The organism is Marinobacter shengliensis, from assembly GCF_030297115.1.
GTDB classification, from domain to species: Bacteria; Pseudomonadota; Gammaproteobacteria; order Pseudomonadales; family Oleiphilaceae; genus Marinobacter; species Marinobacter shengliensis.
Map to the genome: position 1 here is coordinate 179,654 of NZ_AP028062.1, position 16,292 is coordinate 195,945.

Below are 16,292 nucleotides of genomic sequence, written 5' to 3' on the forward strand. Positions count from 1 at the left end.
TGGTCCGGGTGGCTCTCTAAAGTGGCGAAGTACCAAGACGCTGCTTTAATTGGAAAGACCACAACAAGAGGCTCCCGCCATGAAAGATCTGAAAAACAAAGTTGCCGTGGTGACCGGTGCAGGTTCCGGCATTGGCCGTGCCCTGGCCCACGCCCTGGCTGCCCGGGGCTGCCGCCTGGCGCTGTCGGATGTCAACGAAGCTGGCCTGGCGGAAACCGTCGCCACCCTCGACAAGAACCGTGTGAAAACCTACCGCCTGGACGTGTCTGACCGTGATGAGATCTACGCCCACGCCGAACAGGTGAAGGCAGATTTCGGCCAGGTAAACCTGGTGATCAACAACGCGGGTGTGGCGCTGTCTGCCACGGTGCGGGAAATGACTGACGACGACTTCAAGTGGGTCATGGACATCGATTTCTGGGGCGTCGCCCACGGCACACGGGCCTTTTTGCCGCACCTGATCGCCTCCGGCGACGGCCACGTGGTGAACATCTCCAGCGTATTCGGCCTGATTGGTGTGCCCAAGCAAAGCGCCTATAACGCCGCCAAGTTTGCCGTTCGTGGCTTTACTGAATCCCTGCGCCAGGAAATGAAGCTGGAGAACCAGCCAGTTAATGTCAGCTGTGTGCACCCGGGTGGCATTCGTACCAACATTGCCAACGCCGCTCGTATGGGCAAGTCCGAAAACGGCGACGCCCAGCGTAAGGGCTTCGATAAGCTGGCCATGACCACCCCGGACAAGGCGGCCGAAATCATCGTTAAAGGCATTCTGAGGAACGAATCCCGCATCCTGGTGGGCCCGGATGCCTGGGGTATTGATGCCCTCAACCGCCTGTTGGGCTCTGCCTATCAGCCACTGGTGGAGCGTTTCTCCAGAAAGAACCTGTACGTCTGATCGGTTCTAACCCCCGGCCCTTGAATACCGATTGCTTATTTTACAACCAGTATTCAAGGGCTATACTCTGAGGCTGATCCAGGGAAGAGTCAGCATGAATACGCCAAAGCATCCCGATCTGGGCGCGGCGCTGGAACACAGCCGCTCCGGTTTGCGGGACAGTCACCGCCGTACACTCGCAAGATTACTGTTTTTTGTCACCGGTTCCGCACTGGTGGTGTTTGCTGTGCTTCAGTTTTTCAACGGATTCCCCTGGGTGTCTGCCATTGAACTGCTTGCCAGCGGCCTTCTGTTCTTCGGCGCGCAACGGCTGAAGACCACGCCCCACCTGCAGCAGTGGATCTACGCCTATCTGGTGGCCATCTTCTCATTCTTTATTGTCATCATGTTGTTGCCGGATGCCTCCATCGCGGCGTTTGTCTGGGTGTTGATGATGCCGGTGTTGGCCTATTTGCTGCTGGGAAAATGCGAAGGCATGATCCTGAGCGTGCCGTTCATGGTTGTCGGCCTTGTTGTCTACTACTTCTTCCTGGAAACCGTTGGCACCGCCCACGGCATGATTGATCTGCTGAACATGGTGTTGTGCGGCGTGCTTATGCAAGTGTTCATGCATATGTACGAGGAGCGCCGGGAGGAGGCCGAGCAACGGCTGGTCGACATGGCCCAGACCGATGCCCTGACCGGCCTGGCTAACCGGGCTAATTTCCAGTCCACCCTGGCCCGCACCATTGCCGAATGCGAACGCAACGGCAGCGGCTTTGCGCTGGTGGTGATGGACATCGACCACTTCAAGCTGGTGAACGACACACTGGGCCATGATGCCGGTGACCACGTGCTGCGCAACATCGGCCAATGCCTGAGCGAACGCCTGCGTACCACCGACTCTGTGGGCCGCCTTGGAGGTGAAGAGTTCGGTTTGATCCTGCGGGACGTAAAACCTGCAGACGCCTTTGAACTGATGGACGAACTGCGAGAGCGCATTGCCGGCCGGGAGTTACACTACGGTGAGGCCGGTATCCGGGTGACGGCGTCCTTCGGCATTGCCCAGTGGCCTGACCATGGCCAGGATGCCGAAACCCTGTTCTGTGTCGCCGACCGCTGCCTCTATACCGGCAAACGCGCTGGTCGGAATCGGGTGGCCCCTGCGGGGCCGGTGCACCGTGACCGGAGCGAAAAAACCGTGGCTGGAGGTACAGTCTGAATCGGGTATCCTAAGGCGGACAGCATCGACAGCCAAGGACCGAATTCACCATGTGCGAACTGCTGGCCATGAGCGCCAACACCCCCACCGACCTGTGTTTCAGCTTCACCGGTCTGACCCGCCGTGGTGGCGAAACCGGCCCCCACAAAGACGGCTGGGGCGTATCCTTCTATGAAGGCAAGGGCGTTCGCAGCTTCCACGATTCCGACGCCAGTGCCAGCTCCCGCCTGGCCGAAGTGGTCCAGACCCACCCGATCAAAAGCGAAGTGGCCATCTGCCACATCCGCCAGGCCAACGTTGGCGAAATCTGCCTGGCCAACACTCACCCGTTTATCCGCGAACTCTGGGGCCGCTACTGGGTCTTCGCCCACAACGGCCAGCTTTCCCACTTTCGGGCCGCAGAGGGGTTCTACGAGCCGGTGGGCGACACCGACAGTGAAGCCCTGTTCTGCGACATCCTCAACCACCTGCGCAGTCACTGTGACCGCAATACGCCTCTTGAGGAAGTGGTAGAGAGGCTGGTGCGCCTGTCACAGGCCTACGCCCGCGAAGGCGTGTTCAACCTTCTGCTCAGTAACGGCGACTGGCTGTTCACCTACTGCACCACCAAAATGGCCAGCATCACCCGCCGAGCCCCCTTCGGCCCGGCCCGCCTAAAAGATGCCGACGTGACCGTTGATTTCGAATCCGAAACTACCCCCAACGACGTTGTCAGTGTGATCGTCACCGAACCCCTGACCAGCGATGAACAATGGGATATCTACCAGCCAGGTGAGTGGCGACTGTGGAAAAAGGGAGAAGTGATAGCATCAGGAGGAAAATAATACTCTGGGCCAAAAAGAGCCCAGAGCACAAAGTCCCGTCAAGCAGGAGAGTGGGCTTTGTAAACCGATGCTGCGAGCTCAAAGTTGATGCAAATACTTCTTTTTCTGCGCCAAGCGGCTTTTAGTCGCCTATTTCGATTTCTACTCAACCAAGTAGCGTCCAAGTTTATTGACAGGTGCGGCTGTTTGCCTGGGACTGGGCAAACGAATGCTAGCTCCCGAAACCAATGCCCTATTTGAACAAATCATTTGAAATCTATCGTTTGTGTTTCACTCGAATCTGAGCCCGTTTTACCCTCTAGCCCGCAGATACTTTTGGTCGGTTTAGCGGTGGAGCGAATTTGCATACCACAGACCGGTAGATCGCTTGCCTGTTGAGACATGCTGTCTCATATGTTCGATTACCTGCGACATTGTGTTGTTCGTTGTTCGGTTTGTAGGCCATCTAAGTTAACGATTTATATTGATTTACCTTCTTTGGCTCAGGCTTTGCCTTTAGGCAGGAGAGGCATGTGGGCGCTTAGCAAAAAATAACATTGCTGGCCTCTTTAAACTGAACAATAAAGGATCAAACGATGAGCATGAAACCAATTCCAAGTTGTAGGGCGATCGTGTCGGCAGTTGCTGTGGCTGGCTTGGGGCTCGCCGGTTGCGCGACTGCGAGTTCGGGGTCGAACTGGCTAGCGTATGACGGAGATAAAGCTGGATCAAAATTTTCCAAAGCGCCGCTGGTTACCAAAGGCAGTGTTAAGAATATGGAAGTGGTGTGGGAGTGGTCTATGCCCGACAATCAGGTTTGGAAAGATAACCCTGATCTCATTACTTGGATGAATCAGTCAACGCCGTTGGCAATTGATGGGGTTCTCTATTCCAGCTCGCCGATGAGCTTTGTTTCTGCCATTGATGGTGAAACAGGGGAAACGCTATGGACCTATAATCCAAAAGCCTACACGCTTGGAACCCCGCCAAACCTGGGGTTTATCAGCCGTGGTTTGAGCTACTGGGAAGAGGGCGACGATAAACGAATCATTGCTGGCACGAGCGACGGATACCTGATTGCTTTGAACGCCGAAACCGGGAAGCCAATTGATTCGTGGGGGGAAAACGGGAAAGTCGACTTGACTAAAGGCTATCTGCGCGATGTTGATCGTTCGCTTATCTCGCCGACATCTCCACCAATTATTTGTGGCGGTAAAGTCATTCCCAGTTTAGCGGTGCTGGACTCCTTTGCGATTGGCCGTGCTCCAATGAAGTATCATCCTCCGGGCGACGTCCAAGCATTCGACGTTCAGACTGGCGAGCGTAGTTGGGTATTCCGAAACCCGCCGCAGGCTGGGGAGCCGGGCAACGATTCCTGGGAAAGTGACGCCTGGAAGCGAACTGGGGGTATGAATGTATGGGCCCGGCCTTCCTGTGATGATGAAAACGGTTTGGTATTTTTGCCGGTCTCCACGCCAACCAACGATTTTTATGGTGGAGAGCGTCCTGGCGATGGCCTGTTTGGCGACTCGCTGGTGGCTCTCGATGTGAATACAGGGAAAGTTGCATGGCATTTCCAGATAACCCATCACGGTGTTTGGGATTACGATCCCCCAACTGCGCCTAATCTGATGGATTTGAATGTGGATGGCGAGCACATTAAAGCCGTCGTACTGCCAACCAAGCAGGGATTTCTGTTTGCGTTCGATCGAGTGACTGGAGAGCCCATCTGGCCAATCGAAGAGAGACCCGTACCTGCCTCAGACGTACCTGGTGAAAAGCTCTCTCCGACGCAGCCATTCCCCACCAAGCCAGCTGCCTATGCGCAGCAAGGCGTGTCTGAGGACGACCTGATCGACTTGACGCCTGAGCTTAAGGCTGGCGCAGAAAAAATTCTCAATCGATACAACTATGGGGAGTTGTACACCCCTCCATCACTGACCAAAGGCGGAACACTGCAGGTTCCAGGCGTATTGGGCGGGTCGAGTTGGACGGGTGCGGCCCATAATCCAGACACGAACGTCATTTACGTGAACCCTTTCAAGATTCCATTTGCTATCAGGCTTAAAAAGGAAAAACTCGGTGCTTACGAGTATACAGGTACTTGGGCTGGGGTAGGCGGTCCTATGGGGTTGCCTCTGTTGAAGCCTCCTTTCTCCAGCATTGTCGCTATTGATATGAATACGGGAGAGCACCTCTGGCGGATTCCGGCCGGAAAAGGTCCGGTGAACCACCCGGCAATCAAGCATCTGAACTTAGATCGGTTGGGGGTGCCGAGGCAAAGCCATTTCACTTTGACCGACGAGGTTCTTTTTGTCGCGCCAGAAGGCACGTACGGCATGGTAGGACTGTCCACACGGGGTAACGCGCTGGTGGCCAATGCGAGTGAGAAAGAGGAGGAGCCTTTCCTGTATGCCCATGACGCGGACACCGGAGAATTGATCAGCGAGGTTGAACTTCCTGGCGGCGTTTTCGGAGCCCCGATGTCTTACAGCGTCAATGACAAACATTACGTAGTTCTGCCGGTGGGTGGCGCAGCACAAGACGCGAAACTGGTTGCCGTAAAAGTCGGCGGTTAATTCGTTCAAGGCAATCGGGCTTGCTCAAATTTGAGTAAGCCCGATTCAGCAGACGAGGTGATCATGAAAAAGAGTTCAACGGTAGTATTGCTTTGCACGCTGATATTGTCAGCGGCAGGGTTGGCACGGGCGGGCGGCGTGCCTGATTCCCAGGGTACTGCGGGTACAGATTCTTCTCCGCCTTGGGAGAAAGGCGTGGACGTCGATTTGAAAGATCCCGACAGGGTTGCCGCTGGGGAAATGACTTTCCAGTCCACCTGTGCGGACTATTGCCACGGCAGAGAACCCGCCTTGTTCATCAATAGGGATGATCTTGACCCGGTACAGGCTTTTAAAACTATCTATGAAGGCGGAAAAGGAGCCACGCCCATGCCGCCTTGGGGAGGGATTCTTACTGATGACGAAATCTGGGAACTTGTTGCTTACATTAAGTATCTCGGAACCACCGAATAGTATGCAGGCAACCACCTGAGACCCCATTCGTTGGCTTACAACAAAGCAAACCTCTAATCCGCTTTTTGTCGGTAAGACGTGCTCCCACTTTTTCTGGGGGCGTCTTGCCGCAGTCCTCAGCTCAACCGTTTGCTCTGATTGAGTGTCTTGAAGCCACTTACCTTATCCCAGGCTTTATTTAGCACCATAGATCTCAACTCGCGGTCACATCGTTTTCGTGCGGTGCTACACAGTGTGCCTTTTGCTTGCAACAGACTGATGTGCATGTTCTCGATAGATAAAGAAAATCTAATTAAAACATTTACTTGGGAATTGGCAAGAGGATTGCTTTTTTTGTGCTCAAGACAAAGGCGCAACGATCGCTGTCGTCAATTGAGTATGCAGAAATTGGACTATTTGAAACGGGAGATACAAATGACGCCAAGCCAAGAACAAGAAATCTGGATGTACCAGCATATGGTTATCAGTCGATTCTTTGAGGAGTCAATAGAGAAGATATACATGGAGGGCAAGACCCCGGCTTTCAATATGGCTAAGGGGCCTATACCCGGTGAGATGCATCTCTCCAATGGGCAGGAGCCGTGTGCTGTGGGTGTTTGTGCACATCTGAACAAGGAAGACATCGTCGTTTCCACTCATCGCCCTCACCATATAGCTATCGCCAAAGGTGTGGATCTCATGAAGATGACCGCAGAGATCTTTGGGAAGAAGACGGGTTTGAGTGGTGGTCGTGGCGGCCATATGCACATCTTCGATGCGAATGTGAATTTCTCTTGCTCCGGGATTATTGGCGAGAGCGTCGGCGTTGCCGCTGGTGCCGCGCTATCTCGGAAGATGCAGGGCAAGCCGGGTGTGGCGATCGCTTATCTCGGGGAAGGTGCGGCCAATCAGGGCGCGTTTCACGAGGCGCTGAACCTTGCCTCGGTCTGGAAGCTGCCCGTTGTCTTCGTGATTGAGGACAATGCTTGGGGTATCTCGGTTTCGAAGCAGGCCAGTACCGCCGTGAAGTACAACTCTGACCGGGCTGTAGCCTATTCGATGCCCGGTATCCATATTCCCAATAACGACCCGGTTCAGATTTTCGAAAAGGCCGGCGAGGCTATTGAGCGGGCCCGTCGCGGTGAGGGGCCTACCCTCATTGAGATCGAGACCTCGCGACTGGCAGGCCACTTTATGGGTGACGCCGAGGCCTACCGGCCCGCTGGCGAAAAGGAGCATCTCGCGACGATTGATCCAATCCCCGCGTTCAAGAAACGCCTGCATGATCGTTATCAATGGACCGAAGAGCAGGATGAAGCCCTGAGATCACAAGCACGGGAGACTGTCGACGCCGCTATCCAGTTTGCCCGCGACAGTGAATATCCGGCGCCTGAAGAGGCGCTGGAGAAAGTGTTTGTTTGAAATTTGGGCCAAGTTAAAAGGAGAAAAAACATGACGCAGGTGAAAGCAAAAAACCGCAAATTAACGATTGCTCGTGCCATGGCTGAGTCCATCGCCATGGAGATGCGTGAAGACGAAAAAGTCTTTCTGATGGGGGAGGATATTGGTGAGCTCGGTGGTGTTTTCGGTAATACCCGAGGACTGTACACGGAGTTTGGGGCGGAGCGTGTGAAGGACACTCCAATCTCCGAAACCGCCTTTATTGGTGCCGCAGTCGGCGCTGCCTCCGACGGTATGAAGCCAATAGTAGAGCTAATGTTCGTGGATTTCTTTGGGGTCTGTTTCGATGCTATCTACAACATGATGGCGAAGAACACCTACTTTGCAGGCGGTGAAATCAATGTACCCATGGTGCTGATGACTTCAACCGGCGGCGGCTACAGTGACGGGGGGCAGCATTCCCAGTGCCTGCACGCTACCTTTGCGCACCTGCCTGGCATGAAAGTTGTGGCGCCATCGAATGCCTATGATGCCAAGGGCCTGATGACAGCCGCCATTCGCGATCCGAATCCGGTGATCTTCATGTTCCACAAGGCCCTGCAGGGGATGGGATGGCTCGGCACCGAAAAGGAAGCCATTGTCGATGTGCCTGAGGAGGCTTATGAAGTGCCGCTGGGCACAGCCGCGATCACCAGGGAAGGAGCCGATGTCACGATTGTCGGTATCACTTCGGGGGTACACCATGGCCTGAAAGCTGCCCGCGAACTCGAAGCGAAGGGTGTCAGTGCTGAAGTCGTGGATTTGCGTTCGCTGGTGCCTCTGGACAGAGAGACAGTTATTGAATCGGTGAAAAAAACCGGTCGGCTGATTGTTGTGGATGAGGATTACCACAGTTATGGCATGACTGCCGAAATCATCGCGTCTGTTTCCGAGGCCGGCGTTCCCATGAAAGCCGCGCCTCAGCGAGTTGCCTACCCGGATATTCCTATTCCGTTCACCCCTGTAATGGAGCAGTGGGCCCTGCCCAGCGCAGACAAGATTGTAAAAGCGTTCGCCAAAATGAAGGAGGCTGAACAATGAGCACCGAGGTATTAGTTCCGCACGACCTTTGGGAAGAAGACGATGAAGCAGTCATAACCTCATGGCTGGTAAGCGATGGTGCCAGTGTGTCCGAGGGCGACATGATCGCTGAACTGATGGTGGCAAAGATTCAGTACGAATTACTGGCGCCAGCTTCGGGTAATTTGTCGATTTTGAAGGAGATCGATGACGTGGTCGCCAAGGGCGATTGCGTGGCCAAGATCGCGTAGATGCCTGGAGATCAAGACATGTCAGATAACGATATTACTAATGCGATCCCCTTGAAAGGATTGCGCGGCATGATCGCCAGCAATATGAGACGCAGCCTCGATGAGGCTGCACAGTTGACCCATCATGCGGAATGCGAAATTGAAGCGCTGCTTAATTTCAAGGAGGCGCTGGCCGGCAGCGGAACGAAGGCTTCAATTGAAGACCTCTTGGCGGACTGCGTTGTCAGAACTCTGGTCAGGCATCCCGGGTTGAATGGTCGGATAGACGATAACGAAATCCGTCATTACCGGAACGTACACATTGGGTTCGCCATCGCTTTGCCGGGCAACAAGCTGATTGCGCCGGTGGTTTTCGATGCCGATGAAAAAAGCCTGATGGAAAGGGCTGAGGCTCGAAAAAATATGCTTGAACGCGCAAGGAACGGTGATTTGTCGGTATCTGAAATGACCGGAGGTACGTTCACACTCAGCAATCTCGGACGATCTCGTGTCCGCTTTTTCACGCCCATCATCAACCTGCCGCAACTTGCAATTCTGGGAATCGGTGAGACTTACACCAGGCCAGTCGAGAATTCTGCGGGACAGTGGGTGAGCCGGCGCTTTATGGGCTTGTCGCTCACCTTCGATCACCGAGCGGTGGACGGTGGGCCGGCGGCAGAGTTCCTCAGCGATTTGTGCGAGGAGATCGAAAGTGCTGGCTGCTAAAGATATAGGAATAATGTCCCAAAATGCCGTCTGCTGCGTCACACCTATGCCCATTGAAGAGGGGTTGGCAATAGAGCAACGTCTACTTGAGCAAGTCGCATCGGGCCAGAGTCGATTCGGTTATTCCATCTGGAGAAGTCGTCAGGCTCTGGTAGTACCACGGAGTGCAACTCATAGGCAGGGATTTGATCTCGCCTCCAGGTATTGCGAGTCAAAGGGGTGGCCAGTAGTTGTTCGTAGCACCGGTGGTGAGATGACGCCCCAGACAAGTGGGTTCATAAATCTTTCGATGGTGGTGTCCAGGAAAGGAGAAAAAATCGGCATTCGTGAAAGTTACTCTCTGATCTGTCAGCCCCTCCTCCACTGGCTTGAAGCTATGGGCATACATGCCTATTGCTCCGGCGTAGAGGGCGCTTTCTGCAATGGTGAATTTAACCTGGTGGTTAATGGAAAAAAGATCGCCGGGACTGCTCAACGTCGCAAACGCATCAAGATTCCTATGTCGCCCGGACAGGAGGAGGACACCGCGATTCTGCTTCATGCCGTTATTCTCTGTGATGAGGGCCTTGAGCGAATATGGAAAGTGTCCAACGAATTTTACAAGGCCTGTCAACTCCCTCCTTTCATCATTGGTGATCGTCACATTTGTATGTCGGAGATCACGCAGCAGCGTGGTGAAGCCTTCATAAGAAGAGCAATGAGGGACCTGAATAGGGTGGTACAGCAACACATTTCTATGTTTTCCAGAGTTGATCAAAGTTCAGTTCTGCCGAGCTTTTGATCGAAGGAATAGAGCACGTTAACGATACGTGGAGGGACTATGAATAATGACAAAAAATTAGGTCAACACCTCAAGGCTTCAAGCCTTCGGATGAGTCGGCGGTGCTTTCTCGCGGGTTCGGGAGCCACCCTGGTGGGCAGTGTGGCGGTCTTTTCTGTCACGGGATTGTTTGCAGCAGATAGCCAAGCTGCAAAGCAGGTTGGCGAGGAGGGTAATCGGGCGCTTCTTCGGATGGCACGAGATGTATACCCTCACGATTCCCTCGAAGATAAGTACTACCAGCAGGTAATGGTTCCCCTGGCCAAACAGGCAGAAGCCGACCCGAAGCTGATGGACCTGCTCATCATTGGAATTGCAGCTCTGAATCAGGAATCCAGGGCCAGATACGGCACGCCCTATCTCAACGTTGAGACAGAAGAAGAGCGAGTGCAGGTGCTGAAGGCCATCGAGGCCTCTGCCTTTTTCCAAAGGATCAAAGGCGATCTCATGATGGGGATCTATAACAACCCCGAAATCTGGGAAAAGTTCGGCTTTGGTGGTTCGTCATGGCAGCACGGTGGATACATCAATCGCGGCTATGACGAAATTGACTGGATCTAGAGGGGAGTGCAAATGGCTAAATTTGATTTGAATGACGATAGTTTGGTTGTGATTATTGGCTCAGGGGCCGGCGGTGGCACACTGGCCAACGAGCTGGCTCAGAAGGGGATCCGGTCGGTTGTCCTGGAAGCAGGCAAACGTTTCACGATGTCTGATATCGAGAATGACGAATGGAAAATGTTCGGCAAGATTTCCTGGCTGGACAAACGCTATGTCGAGGGCCCAGCCCGACTGGCGAAAGATTTCCCAAACCTGCCTGCGTGGATCGTTAAGGGTGTCGGTGGTGCCACAATGCACTGGGCTGGTGTCGCCATGCGGTTCCAAGAGCATGAATTCAAGATGAAGACCACGAACGGCACCGTTCCAGGCGCGAACGTTTTGGACTGGCCTATTACTCTCCAGGAGCTGGAACCCTACTACGAAAAAGCCGAGAAGAAGATGGGCGTCTGCGGTACTAAGGCGACCGGCATGCCGTTCCATGGCAAGAGCAGTCACTACAAGGTGGTTGCTGAGGGAGCCAAGCGGGTCGGTGCGCAATGTGAGCAGGCACATCTGGCGATAAACACGCAGCCTCGTGATGGTCGTCCGGCCTGTCAGGTGGCCGGTTTTTGCATGCAGGGCTGTCGGATTGGCGCTAAGTGGTCGACCATGTACACCGAGATCCCGAAAGCGGAAGCGACTGGAAACGTGGAGGTACGACCAGAGTCCATGGTGTTGCGAATTGAACACGACGCCAATGGAAGGGTGAGTGGGGTCCTCTACGCCGATAGGGATGGCAATCAACACCTTCAAAAGGCCCGAATTGTGGCTGTCGCAGGTAATTCGATCGAGTCACCAAGGATGCTGCTCAACTCTGCGTCAAACCTATTTCCCGACGGCCTGGCCAACTCCTCCGGCCAGGTTGGGCAGAACTATATGACTCACACCACGGGTGGAGTTTACGCTGAGTTCGAAAAGCCGGTGCATATGTACAAAAGTACGGTAGTGCCGGGGATTGTCACTGAGTATCAGAACAACGATCCCTCGCGCGGGCATTTAGGGGGCTATGAGCTTGAGATCCTGCATCTGGGGCTACCCTTTATGTCGGCCTTCATGAATCCAGGTAAGAGCGGTTGGGGGCGTGAACTCGCTGAATCGCTGGAGAACTATGATCACATGGCAGGGTTCTGGATTTGCGGTGAAGATATGGCCGTCGAATCGAACAATATTACTCTGCACCCCACGGAAAAAGATCAGTATGGGCTACCCGTGCCAGTGGTCTACAAGACCGACCACATCAACGATACCCGGATGCGTAATCACGCGTATGCGCGCTCGAAGGAGCTGTTTGAGTCAGTGGGTGCGTTAAAGGTAACCGACCTCCCGCCTTACCCCGCCAGTCATAATATGGGTACGAACCGAATGAGTGAGCATGCACGTGATGGTGTGGTAAATCGTTGGGGACAAAGCCACGATATTGATAATCTGTTTGTTTCTGATGGTAGCCAGTTCACCAGTAGTGGAACTGAGAATCCAACATTGACGATTGTTGCTTTAGCTATTCGACAAGCAGACTATATTGCTGATCAGATGGGTAAAAGAAATATATAGTGTGTTTTAGATTTCATTCTTCGAGTTTAGGTTGTTTAATTTTTGCCCTTGCTTTTATGCAAGGGCTTTTTTTTTGGAAATAGAATTAAATATGAATCGTTCATACTGTCTCATGTTTGCGACAGTCTGTTTTTATTGTTTTTGAGTTTTATTTTATGTTTTAGAAAACAGTATCTTATAAGGTAAATTTGGTGGCATTTAAATTGCTGACCTAGTGTTGAGCGCCTGGAAAATATATGACGCTTGGTGTCCAACGATTCTTAACGAGGTTAGCATGAATAAAAAAATTGTTTTTATTAAAACGGTTATGTTTCTTGGGGTTCCGATGCTCCCTTTTGGTAGTACGAGCGCCGCTCAATTCATGGATGGCAAGCTCTCTATAAATGGCGCCGTGATGCAGGCGTTTCAGTCGCCAATTGAGTTAGAAGGAGCAGGTCGAGTTACCACTGCTGATGATGAAGCAAGCGCTGGTTTTCAGCGCTTTCGCTATGCCCTTCAAATAAATGCTGAAATTGATGAGACGTGGTCGGTTTTCGCAGAGCTAGCAGAGGAACCAAACGACTTAAGCACGGATGCAGGGTTTGATCCATTTGGTATACATATGGATTTGGGATGGATTCAGGCTGATTTCAACAATGGGGTGAAGGCGCGCCTTGGCACTATACTATCTACAACACAAACGTTCCTACGTTATTCGGATGGTGCAGTTGTGCAGAGCAATCCGTTTATTGGAAACACACCCGTAGATATGATTACTGCCGAAGAAGGCCTGTGGCTTCTGGGAGCGAAAGATATTGGTTTGAGCACTGATATCACTTGGGATATAGGTGTTTCTACCCCTAGCTTCCTGAGGGATCATACCAAGAGTGCCGGCTTCAATATGCAAGCGCGCGGCACGGTGAATTTTGACAATGGATTGTCACTTGGAACTGGCTTTTTCAAAACCAATGGCAACGTTGATTGCAGTGGTGGCGTGTGCAGTCGAGTTGATGGTGCTGTCGTCAATTCTCTAATTGGTTTGGGTGATGGCGATAATTATGCGTTTGCTACTCGCGGTCCGAGCCAAGTTAACCATGTCGCTATTATCCCCGGAATTGAAGCGTTTATCTGGCAGGCGAATGCGCAGTATCAAAAAGGACCACTGCTGATTCACGGGTTTTATGGTCAGGCCAAAGACGATTATGCTTGGCAGGATACAGGAGGTAAGTATCGGCCCATAAGTGGCAACTTTGAAAAAGTTGATGCTGAAATGGAATTTTATGGTTTGGAAACTAAGGTTGATGTAGCCGGCAGTCTCTATGTTGCTGCCCGCTATACAGCTTCGGAAAATAAAACAGGGGATATTTCAAATGACAACTCACTGTATCGGTGGCAGCTAGCTGGTGGTTATCATATTACCGATAGTACGTTGTTAAAGGTTGAGTACGCGAAACAAAAAGAGGAAGCCCTATCTGGAGGCCAGAATGTAAATGGAACGGGAAGCGCTGAGTGGGATGGTGTTTCGGTTGAGATGTCACTAGTTTTCTAACCTTACCTAGTTGAGTACCCCGAGCGTATTAACGTCGGGGTACTCTGATCTCGGAGTTTATCTGATAGGTATGGTGGCCTAATGCTCTTGAGCGTCCAACAGGAGGCCATGCATTTTTATTTTCCGGTGAAGAGTCGACCGGCTGACTCCTAAAGCCTTGGCTGCACGAGTGACAATCCAGCGATTTTGCTCCAAAGTCGCAATTAATTGTTCTTTCTCGGTATGGTCGGCTACTCCAATATGTCCAAGCGGCGTAGATGACACTCTCGGTGCGGCGTTCGCAACTTGCGGTTTGAAAACTTCTCCTGGGAGGTCATCAGTTTTTATCTGGATACCATCAGAAATGCAGACCGCGTACTGAAGCACGTTCTTTAGTTGACGAATGTTGCCCGGCCAGTGGTAGCTGAGTAAAGCATCCTCTGCTTTGGGGCACAAAGAAATGCTTTCGGCGCCCTCTATTTTGAGGCCATTTAATACCTTATGAATTATATGCTTTTTGTCCTGACGTTCCCTTAAGGCGGGTAAGCTTACCTTGAAGACGCTTATTCGGTAGTAAAGGTCTTCACGGAAATCTCCCCGGCTAACATAATGTTCCAGATCTCGGTGACTAGCGCAGATCACGTTTATGTCTACGGCTACGGGCTTTACCTCGCCCAGTGGAACTACTTCTCCCTCGGCAAGAACGCGTAGCAGTCGGGCCTGCATTTCGGCAGGCATATCTCCGATTTCGTCCAGAAACAGAGTGCCTCCATTGCTTGCCTCAATCTTGCCGACTTTGCCTGATTTAAGCCCGCCAGTGAAAGTGCCCGCTCCGTAGCCGAAAAGCTCGCTCTCAATAAGGGATTCTGGGATCGCTGCACAGTTTACAGCCACAAAGGGTTTGTTTTTCCGTTTGCTGCAGTCGTGAAGTGCTTTGGCCCAGACTTCTTTGCCTGTGCCTGTCTCCCCCTGGAGGAGAATGCTCAGCCCCTTATCAATAACACGCATGCATCGCTTCGCTTGCTGGAGTAATTGGGGGTCTCTTCCGGCTGTTTCAAGCAATGGTTGGGCATTGTTATTGGATTGCCAGCTCTTTGTTGGTGAGCCTGCCCGATGCAGACTGAGCTTGGTGGCTTGGTTCTGAGCTGAAAGTAGTGCTAGGTAGAGTCGATATTTGTGCCCATTTAGATGAAACTGGTGGTTTAAAGGTGAGCTCTGGGCCAGATCCTCTGCTTTTAGCTCGAAAGTATCTTGAAATTTCCTTCCGACGAGGTCGTAGCGATTGTGACAGCTCAGTTGCCGTAGTGCCGGAGTTGTGGCCGAGATTATGGTGCCGGCGTCATTGAATGCTATTAACGCATTGGTGTTGTGTGTTGAGAGCATTTCGGAGCTTAGGCTTACTATATAGCGTCCCGCGTATGCTTTCAGAAAAATGAGGGCTTCGATTTCGTCTGCAGTTTCAGTCACGAAGTTCAACGCCAGCGCTTGATTAACAAGATTACCACTAGCAAACGTCGACAAATTTAGTGCCCCAAGGATGCTCCCGTCTGCACCGATGAGGGGGGCAGCTGAACAGCTAAACGCTTGGAGATTTCTACCGAAATGTTCGCTGGCGTTAACAGTGACGGGGCGACTTTCTTCGAGGCAAGTGCCCAATCCGTTCGTGCCAACCATTGACTCCTGCCACAGTGTTCCTAAGCGGATGCCCCCGTTTTCTAATTCAACGGAAAGATCCGAATCTGTGAATGCCTTAACCGCGGCGCCCTCCTCATTACTAATCAGGACGCTGTATCCGCTTTGTCTTGCAACTTGGCGCACCCTTTCGATTATCGACGATGAATCGTGCATCAGTTGTTCCAAAGGTTCGCATTTTTCGCGGATCTCCCTTTCTGTAAGAGTCAAGATTTCTGTCTTGCTTGCTTGTGAGAGTTTATATCGATGTTTGCAGCGTTCCCATGACGTTTTGATATAACTTGTGTCGCAGAATTGGCTATCGGCAGGGTTATGACTTTTTGAGCTATCAGGAAAATGAGAGTGATGCATATTCTTTTCCTCATCGGAACCATGGCCTTGAGAGTCTCAAGCATGGTTTTCTTTATTATTTTCATACTCTGGCTAGTCGTCTGAGGCGATCGAATGCCAGAAACAGCTATCGCTAATGCAAATTAACCTCGTACATCTCGACCGGTGCGTCGCTTCTCATGGCCTCAACTCTCGCGCGGAAATGTCGTATTCCATGGAAGTGCAATATTCATTAGAGCACAGTTAATAGTAGATGTAAAAGTCAACTATCGTGACCGGTCACTGATCAACCTGGGACGTGATCAGCGATCTACAATTTTTGCGGGAAACATATGACGCTCTGAAAAAAAGGGCGCGATACTTCGCGCCCAAAGTCCCGGGCGGCACGAACAAACCAGACCTCAGGAAGATGCAACGTTCCAACTGGAGACAAGACTCTTCATCGTTGCAATAATCTTCGAAGCAT

Annotated in this window: 14 protein-coding genes; 13 read left to right on the forward strand and 1 reads right to left on the reverse strand. The window is 52.2% G+C overall.

Translation table 11 applies throughout. From position 1 onward, the window contains the following. Nucleotides 1-79 precede the first annotated feature (79 nt). The 13 genes from QUE75_RS00775 to QUE75_RS00835 all read left to right on the forward strand — a co-directional run bounded on the left by QUE75_RS00775 (nt 80) and on the right by QUE75_RS00835 (nt 13,825). Nucleotides 80-895, forward strand: coding sequence for an SDR family NAD(P)-dependent oxidoreductase (locus tag QUE75_RS00775; RefSeq protein WP_286252994.1), 816 nt, complete (start codon nt 80-82; stop codon nt 893-895). A 94-nt stretch (nt 896-989) separates the two neighbouring features. Next, nucleotides 990-2,096 carry a GGDEF domain-containing protein gene (locus QUE75_RS00780; RefSeq protein ID WP_286252996.1) on the forward strand — a complete coding sequence of 369 codons (1,107 nt, stop codon included), beginning with the start codon at nt 990-992 and terminating at the stop codon, nt 2,094-2,096. A gap of 50 nt (nt 2,097-2,146) precedes the next feature. Next, nucleotides 2,147-2,920 carry a class II glutamine amidotransferase gene (locus tag QUE75_RS00785; RefSeq protein WP_286252997.1) on the forward strand — a complete coding sequence of 258 codons (774 nt, stop codon included), beginning with the start codon at nt 2,147-2,149 and terminating at the stop codon, nt 2,918-2,920. Nucleotides 2,921-3,495: 575 nt separating this feature from the next. Next, nucleotides 3,496-5,478 carry a pyrroloquinoline quinone-dependent dehydrogenase gene (locus QUE75_RS00790; RefSeq protein WP_286252999.1) on the forward strand — a complete coding sequence of 661 codons (1,983 nt, stop codon included), beginning with the start codon at nt 3,496-3,498 and terminating at the stop codon, nt 5,476-5,478. A 63-nt stretch (nt 5,479-5,541) separates the two neighbouring features. Next, nucleotides 5,542-5,931, forward strand: coding sequence for a c-type cytochrome (locus QUE75_RS00795; protein ID WP_286253001.1), 390 nt, complete (start codon nt 5,542-5,544; stop codon nt 5,929-5,931). 414 nt (nt 5,932-6,345) lie between these two features. Further along, on the forward strand, nt 6,346-7,332 hold the full coding sequence (locus QUE75_RS00800) for a thiamine pyrophosphate-dependent dehydrogenase E1 component subunit alpha (protein ID WP_286253003.1): 987 nt from the start codon (nt 6,346-6,348) through the stop codon (nt 7,330-7,332). 78 nt (nt 7,333-7,410) lie between these two features. Continuing rightward, on the forward strand, nt 7,411-8,391 hold the full coding sequence (locus QUE75_RS00805; RefSeq protein WP_286255550.1) for an alpha-ketoacid dehydrogenase subunit beta: 981 nt from the start codon (nt 7,411-7,413) through the stop codon (nt 8,389-8,391). Continuing rightward, nucleotides 8,388-8,621 carry a biotin/lipoyl-containing protein gene (locus tag QUE75_RS00810; protein ID WP_286253005.1) on the forward strand — a complete coding sequence of 78 codons (234 nt, stop codon included), beginning with the start codon at nt 8,388-8,390 and terminating at the stop codon, nt 8,619-8,621. The genes QUE75_RS00805 and QUE75_RS00810 overlap by 4 nt, the downstream gene beginning before the upstream one ends. Before the next feature lie 18 nt (nt 8,622-8,639). Continuing rightward, nucleotides 8,640-9,326: a 2-oxo acid dehydrogenase subunit E2 gene (locus QUE75_RS00815; RefSeq protein ID WP_286253007.1), complete on the forward strand. Its 687-nt coding sequence runs from the start codon at nt 8,640-8,642 to the stop codon at nt 9,324-9,326. After that, nucleotides 9,313-10,107 carry a lipoate--protein ligase family protein gene (locus tag QUE75_RS00820; RefSeq protein WP_286253008.1) on the forward strand — a complete coding sequence of 265 codons (795 nt, stop codon included), beginning with the start codon at nt 9,313-9,315 and terminating at the stop codon, nt 10,105-10,107. Before QUE75_RS00815 ends, QUE75_RS00820 begins: the two co-directional genes overlap by 14 nt. 39 nt (nt 10,108-10,146) lie before the next feature. Then, the gene (locus QUE75_RS00825; protein WP_286253010.1) at nt 10,147-10,707 is read left to right on the forward strand and encodes a gluconate 2-dehydrogenase subunit 3 family protein; all 561 of its coding nucleotides are present in this window, start codon (nt 10,147-10,149) and stop codon (nt 10,705-10,707) included. A 12-nt stretch (nt 10,708-10,719) separates the two neighbouring features. Then, the gene (locus QUE75_RS00830; protein ID WP_286253012.1) at nt 10,720-12,297 is read left to right on the forward strand and encodes a GMC family oxidoreductase; all 1,578 of its coding nucleotides are present in this window, start codon (nt 10,720-10,722) and stop codon (nt 12,295-12,297) included. A gap of 274 nt (nt 12,298-12,571) precedes the next feature. Beyond that, the gene (locus tag QUE75_RS00835) at nt 12,572-13,825 is read left to right on the forward strand and encodes a porin family protein (RefSeq protein WP_286253013.1); all 1,254 of its coding nucleotides are present in this window, start codon (nt 12,572-12,574) and stop codon (nt 13,823-13,825) included. 78 nt (nt 13,826-13,903) lie between these two features. Here QUE75_RS00835 and QUE75_RS00840 read toward each other — a convergent pair whose 3' ends face one another. Then, nucleotides 13,904-15,847: a sigma-54-dependent Fis family transcriptional regulator gene (locus QUE75_RS00840; RefSeq protein ID WP_286253014.1), complete on the reverse strand. Its 1,944-nt coding sequence runs from the start codon at nt 15,845-15,847 to the stop codon at nt 13,904-13,906. Nucleotides 15,848-16,292 lie beyond the last annotated feature (445 nt).

Coding starts and splice junctions, on each gene's coding strand:
- QUE75_RS00790 (WP_286252999.1), top strand. CDS start 3,496: ATGAGCATGAAACCAATTCCAAGTTGTAGGGCGATCGTGTCGGCAGTT.
- QUE75_RS00805 (WP_286255550.1), top strand. CDS start 7,411: ATGGCTGAGTCCATCGCCATGGAGATGCGTGAAGACGAAAAAGTCTTT.
- QUE75_RS00785 (WP_286252997.1), top strand. CDS start 2,147: ATGTGCGAACTGCTGGCCATGAGCGCCAACACCCCCACCGACCTGTGT.
- QUE75_RS00795 (WP_286253001.1), top strand. CDS start 5,542: ATGAAAAAGAGTTCAACGGTAGTATTGCTTTGCACGCTGATATTGTCA.
- QUE75_RS00810 (WP_286253005.1), top strand. CDS start 8,388: ATGAGCACCGAGGTATTAGTTCCGCACGACCTTTGGGAAGAAGACGAT.
- QUE75_RS00775 (WP_286252994.1), top strand. CDS start 80: ATGAAAGATCTGAAAAACAAAGTTGCCGTGGTGACCGGTGCAGGTTCC.
- QUE75_RS00835 (WP_286253013.1), top strand. CDS start 12,572: ATGAATAAAAAAATTGTTTTTATTAAAACGGTTATGTTTCTTGGGGTT.
- QUE75_RS00825 (WP_286253010.1), top strand. CDS start 10,147: ATGAATAATGACAAAAAATTAGGTCAACACCTCAAGGCTTCAAGCCTT.
- QUE75_RS00800 (WP_286253003.1), top strand. CDS start 6,346: ATGACGCCAAGCCAAGAACAAGAAATCTGGATGTACCAGCATATGGTT.
- QUE75_RS00780 (WP_286252996.1), top strand. CDS start 990: ATGAATACGCCAAAGCATCCCGATCTGGGCGCGGCGCTGGAACACAGC.
- QUE75_RS00830 (WP_286253012.1), top strand. CDS start 10,720: ATGGCTAAATTTGATTTGAATGACGATAGTTTGGTTGTGATTATTGGC.
- QUE75_RS00815 (WP_286253007.1), top strand. CDS start 8,640: ATGTCAGATAACGATATTACTAATGCGATCCCCTTGAAAGGATTGCGC.
- QUE75_RS00840 (WP_286253014.1), bottom strand. CDS start 15,847: ATGCATCACTCTCATTTTCCTGATAGCTCAAAAAGTCATAACCCTGCC.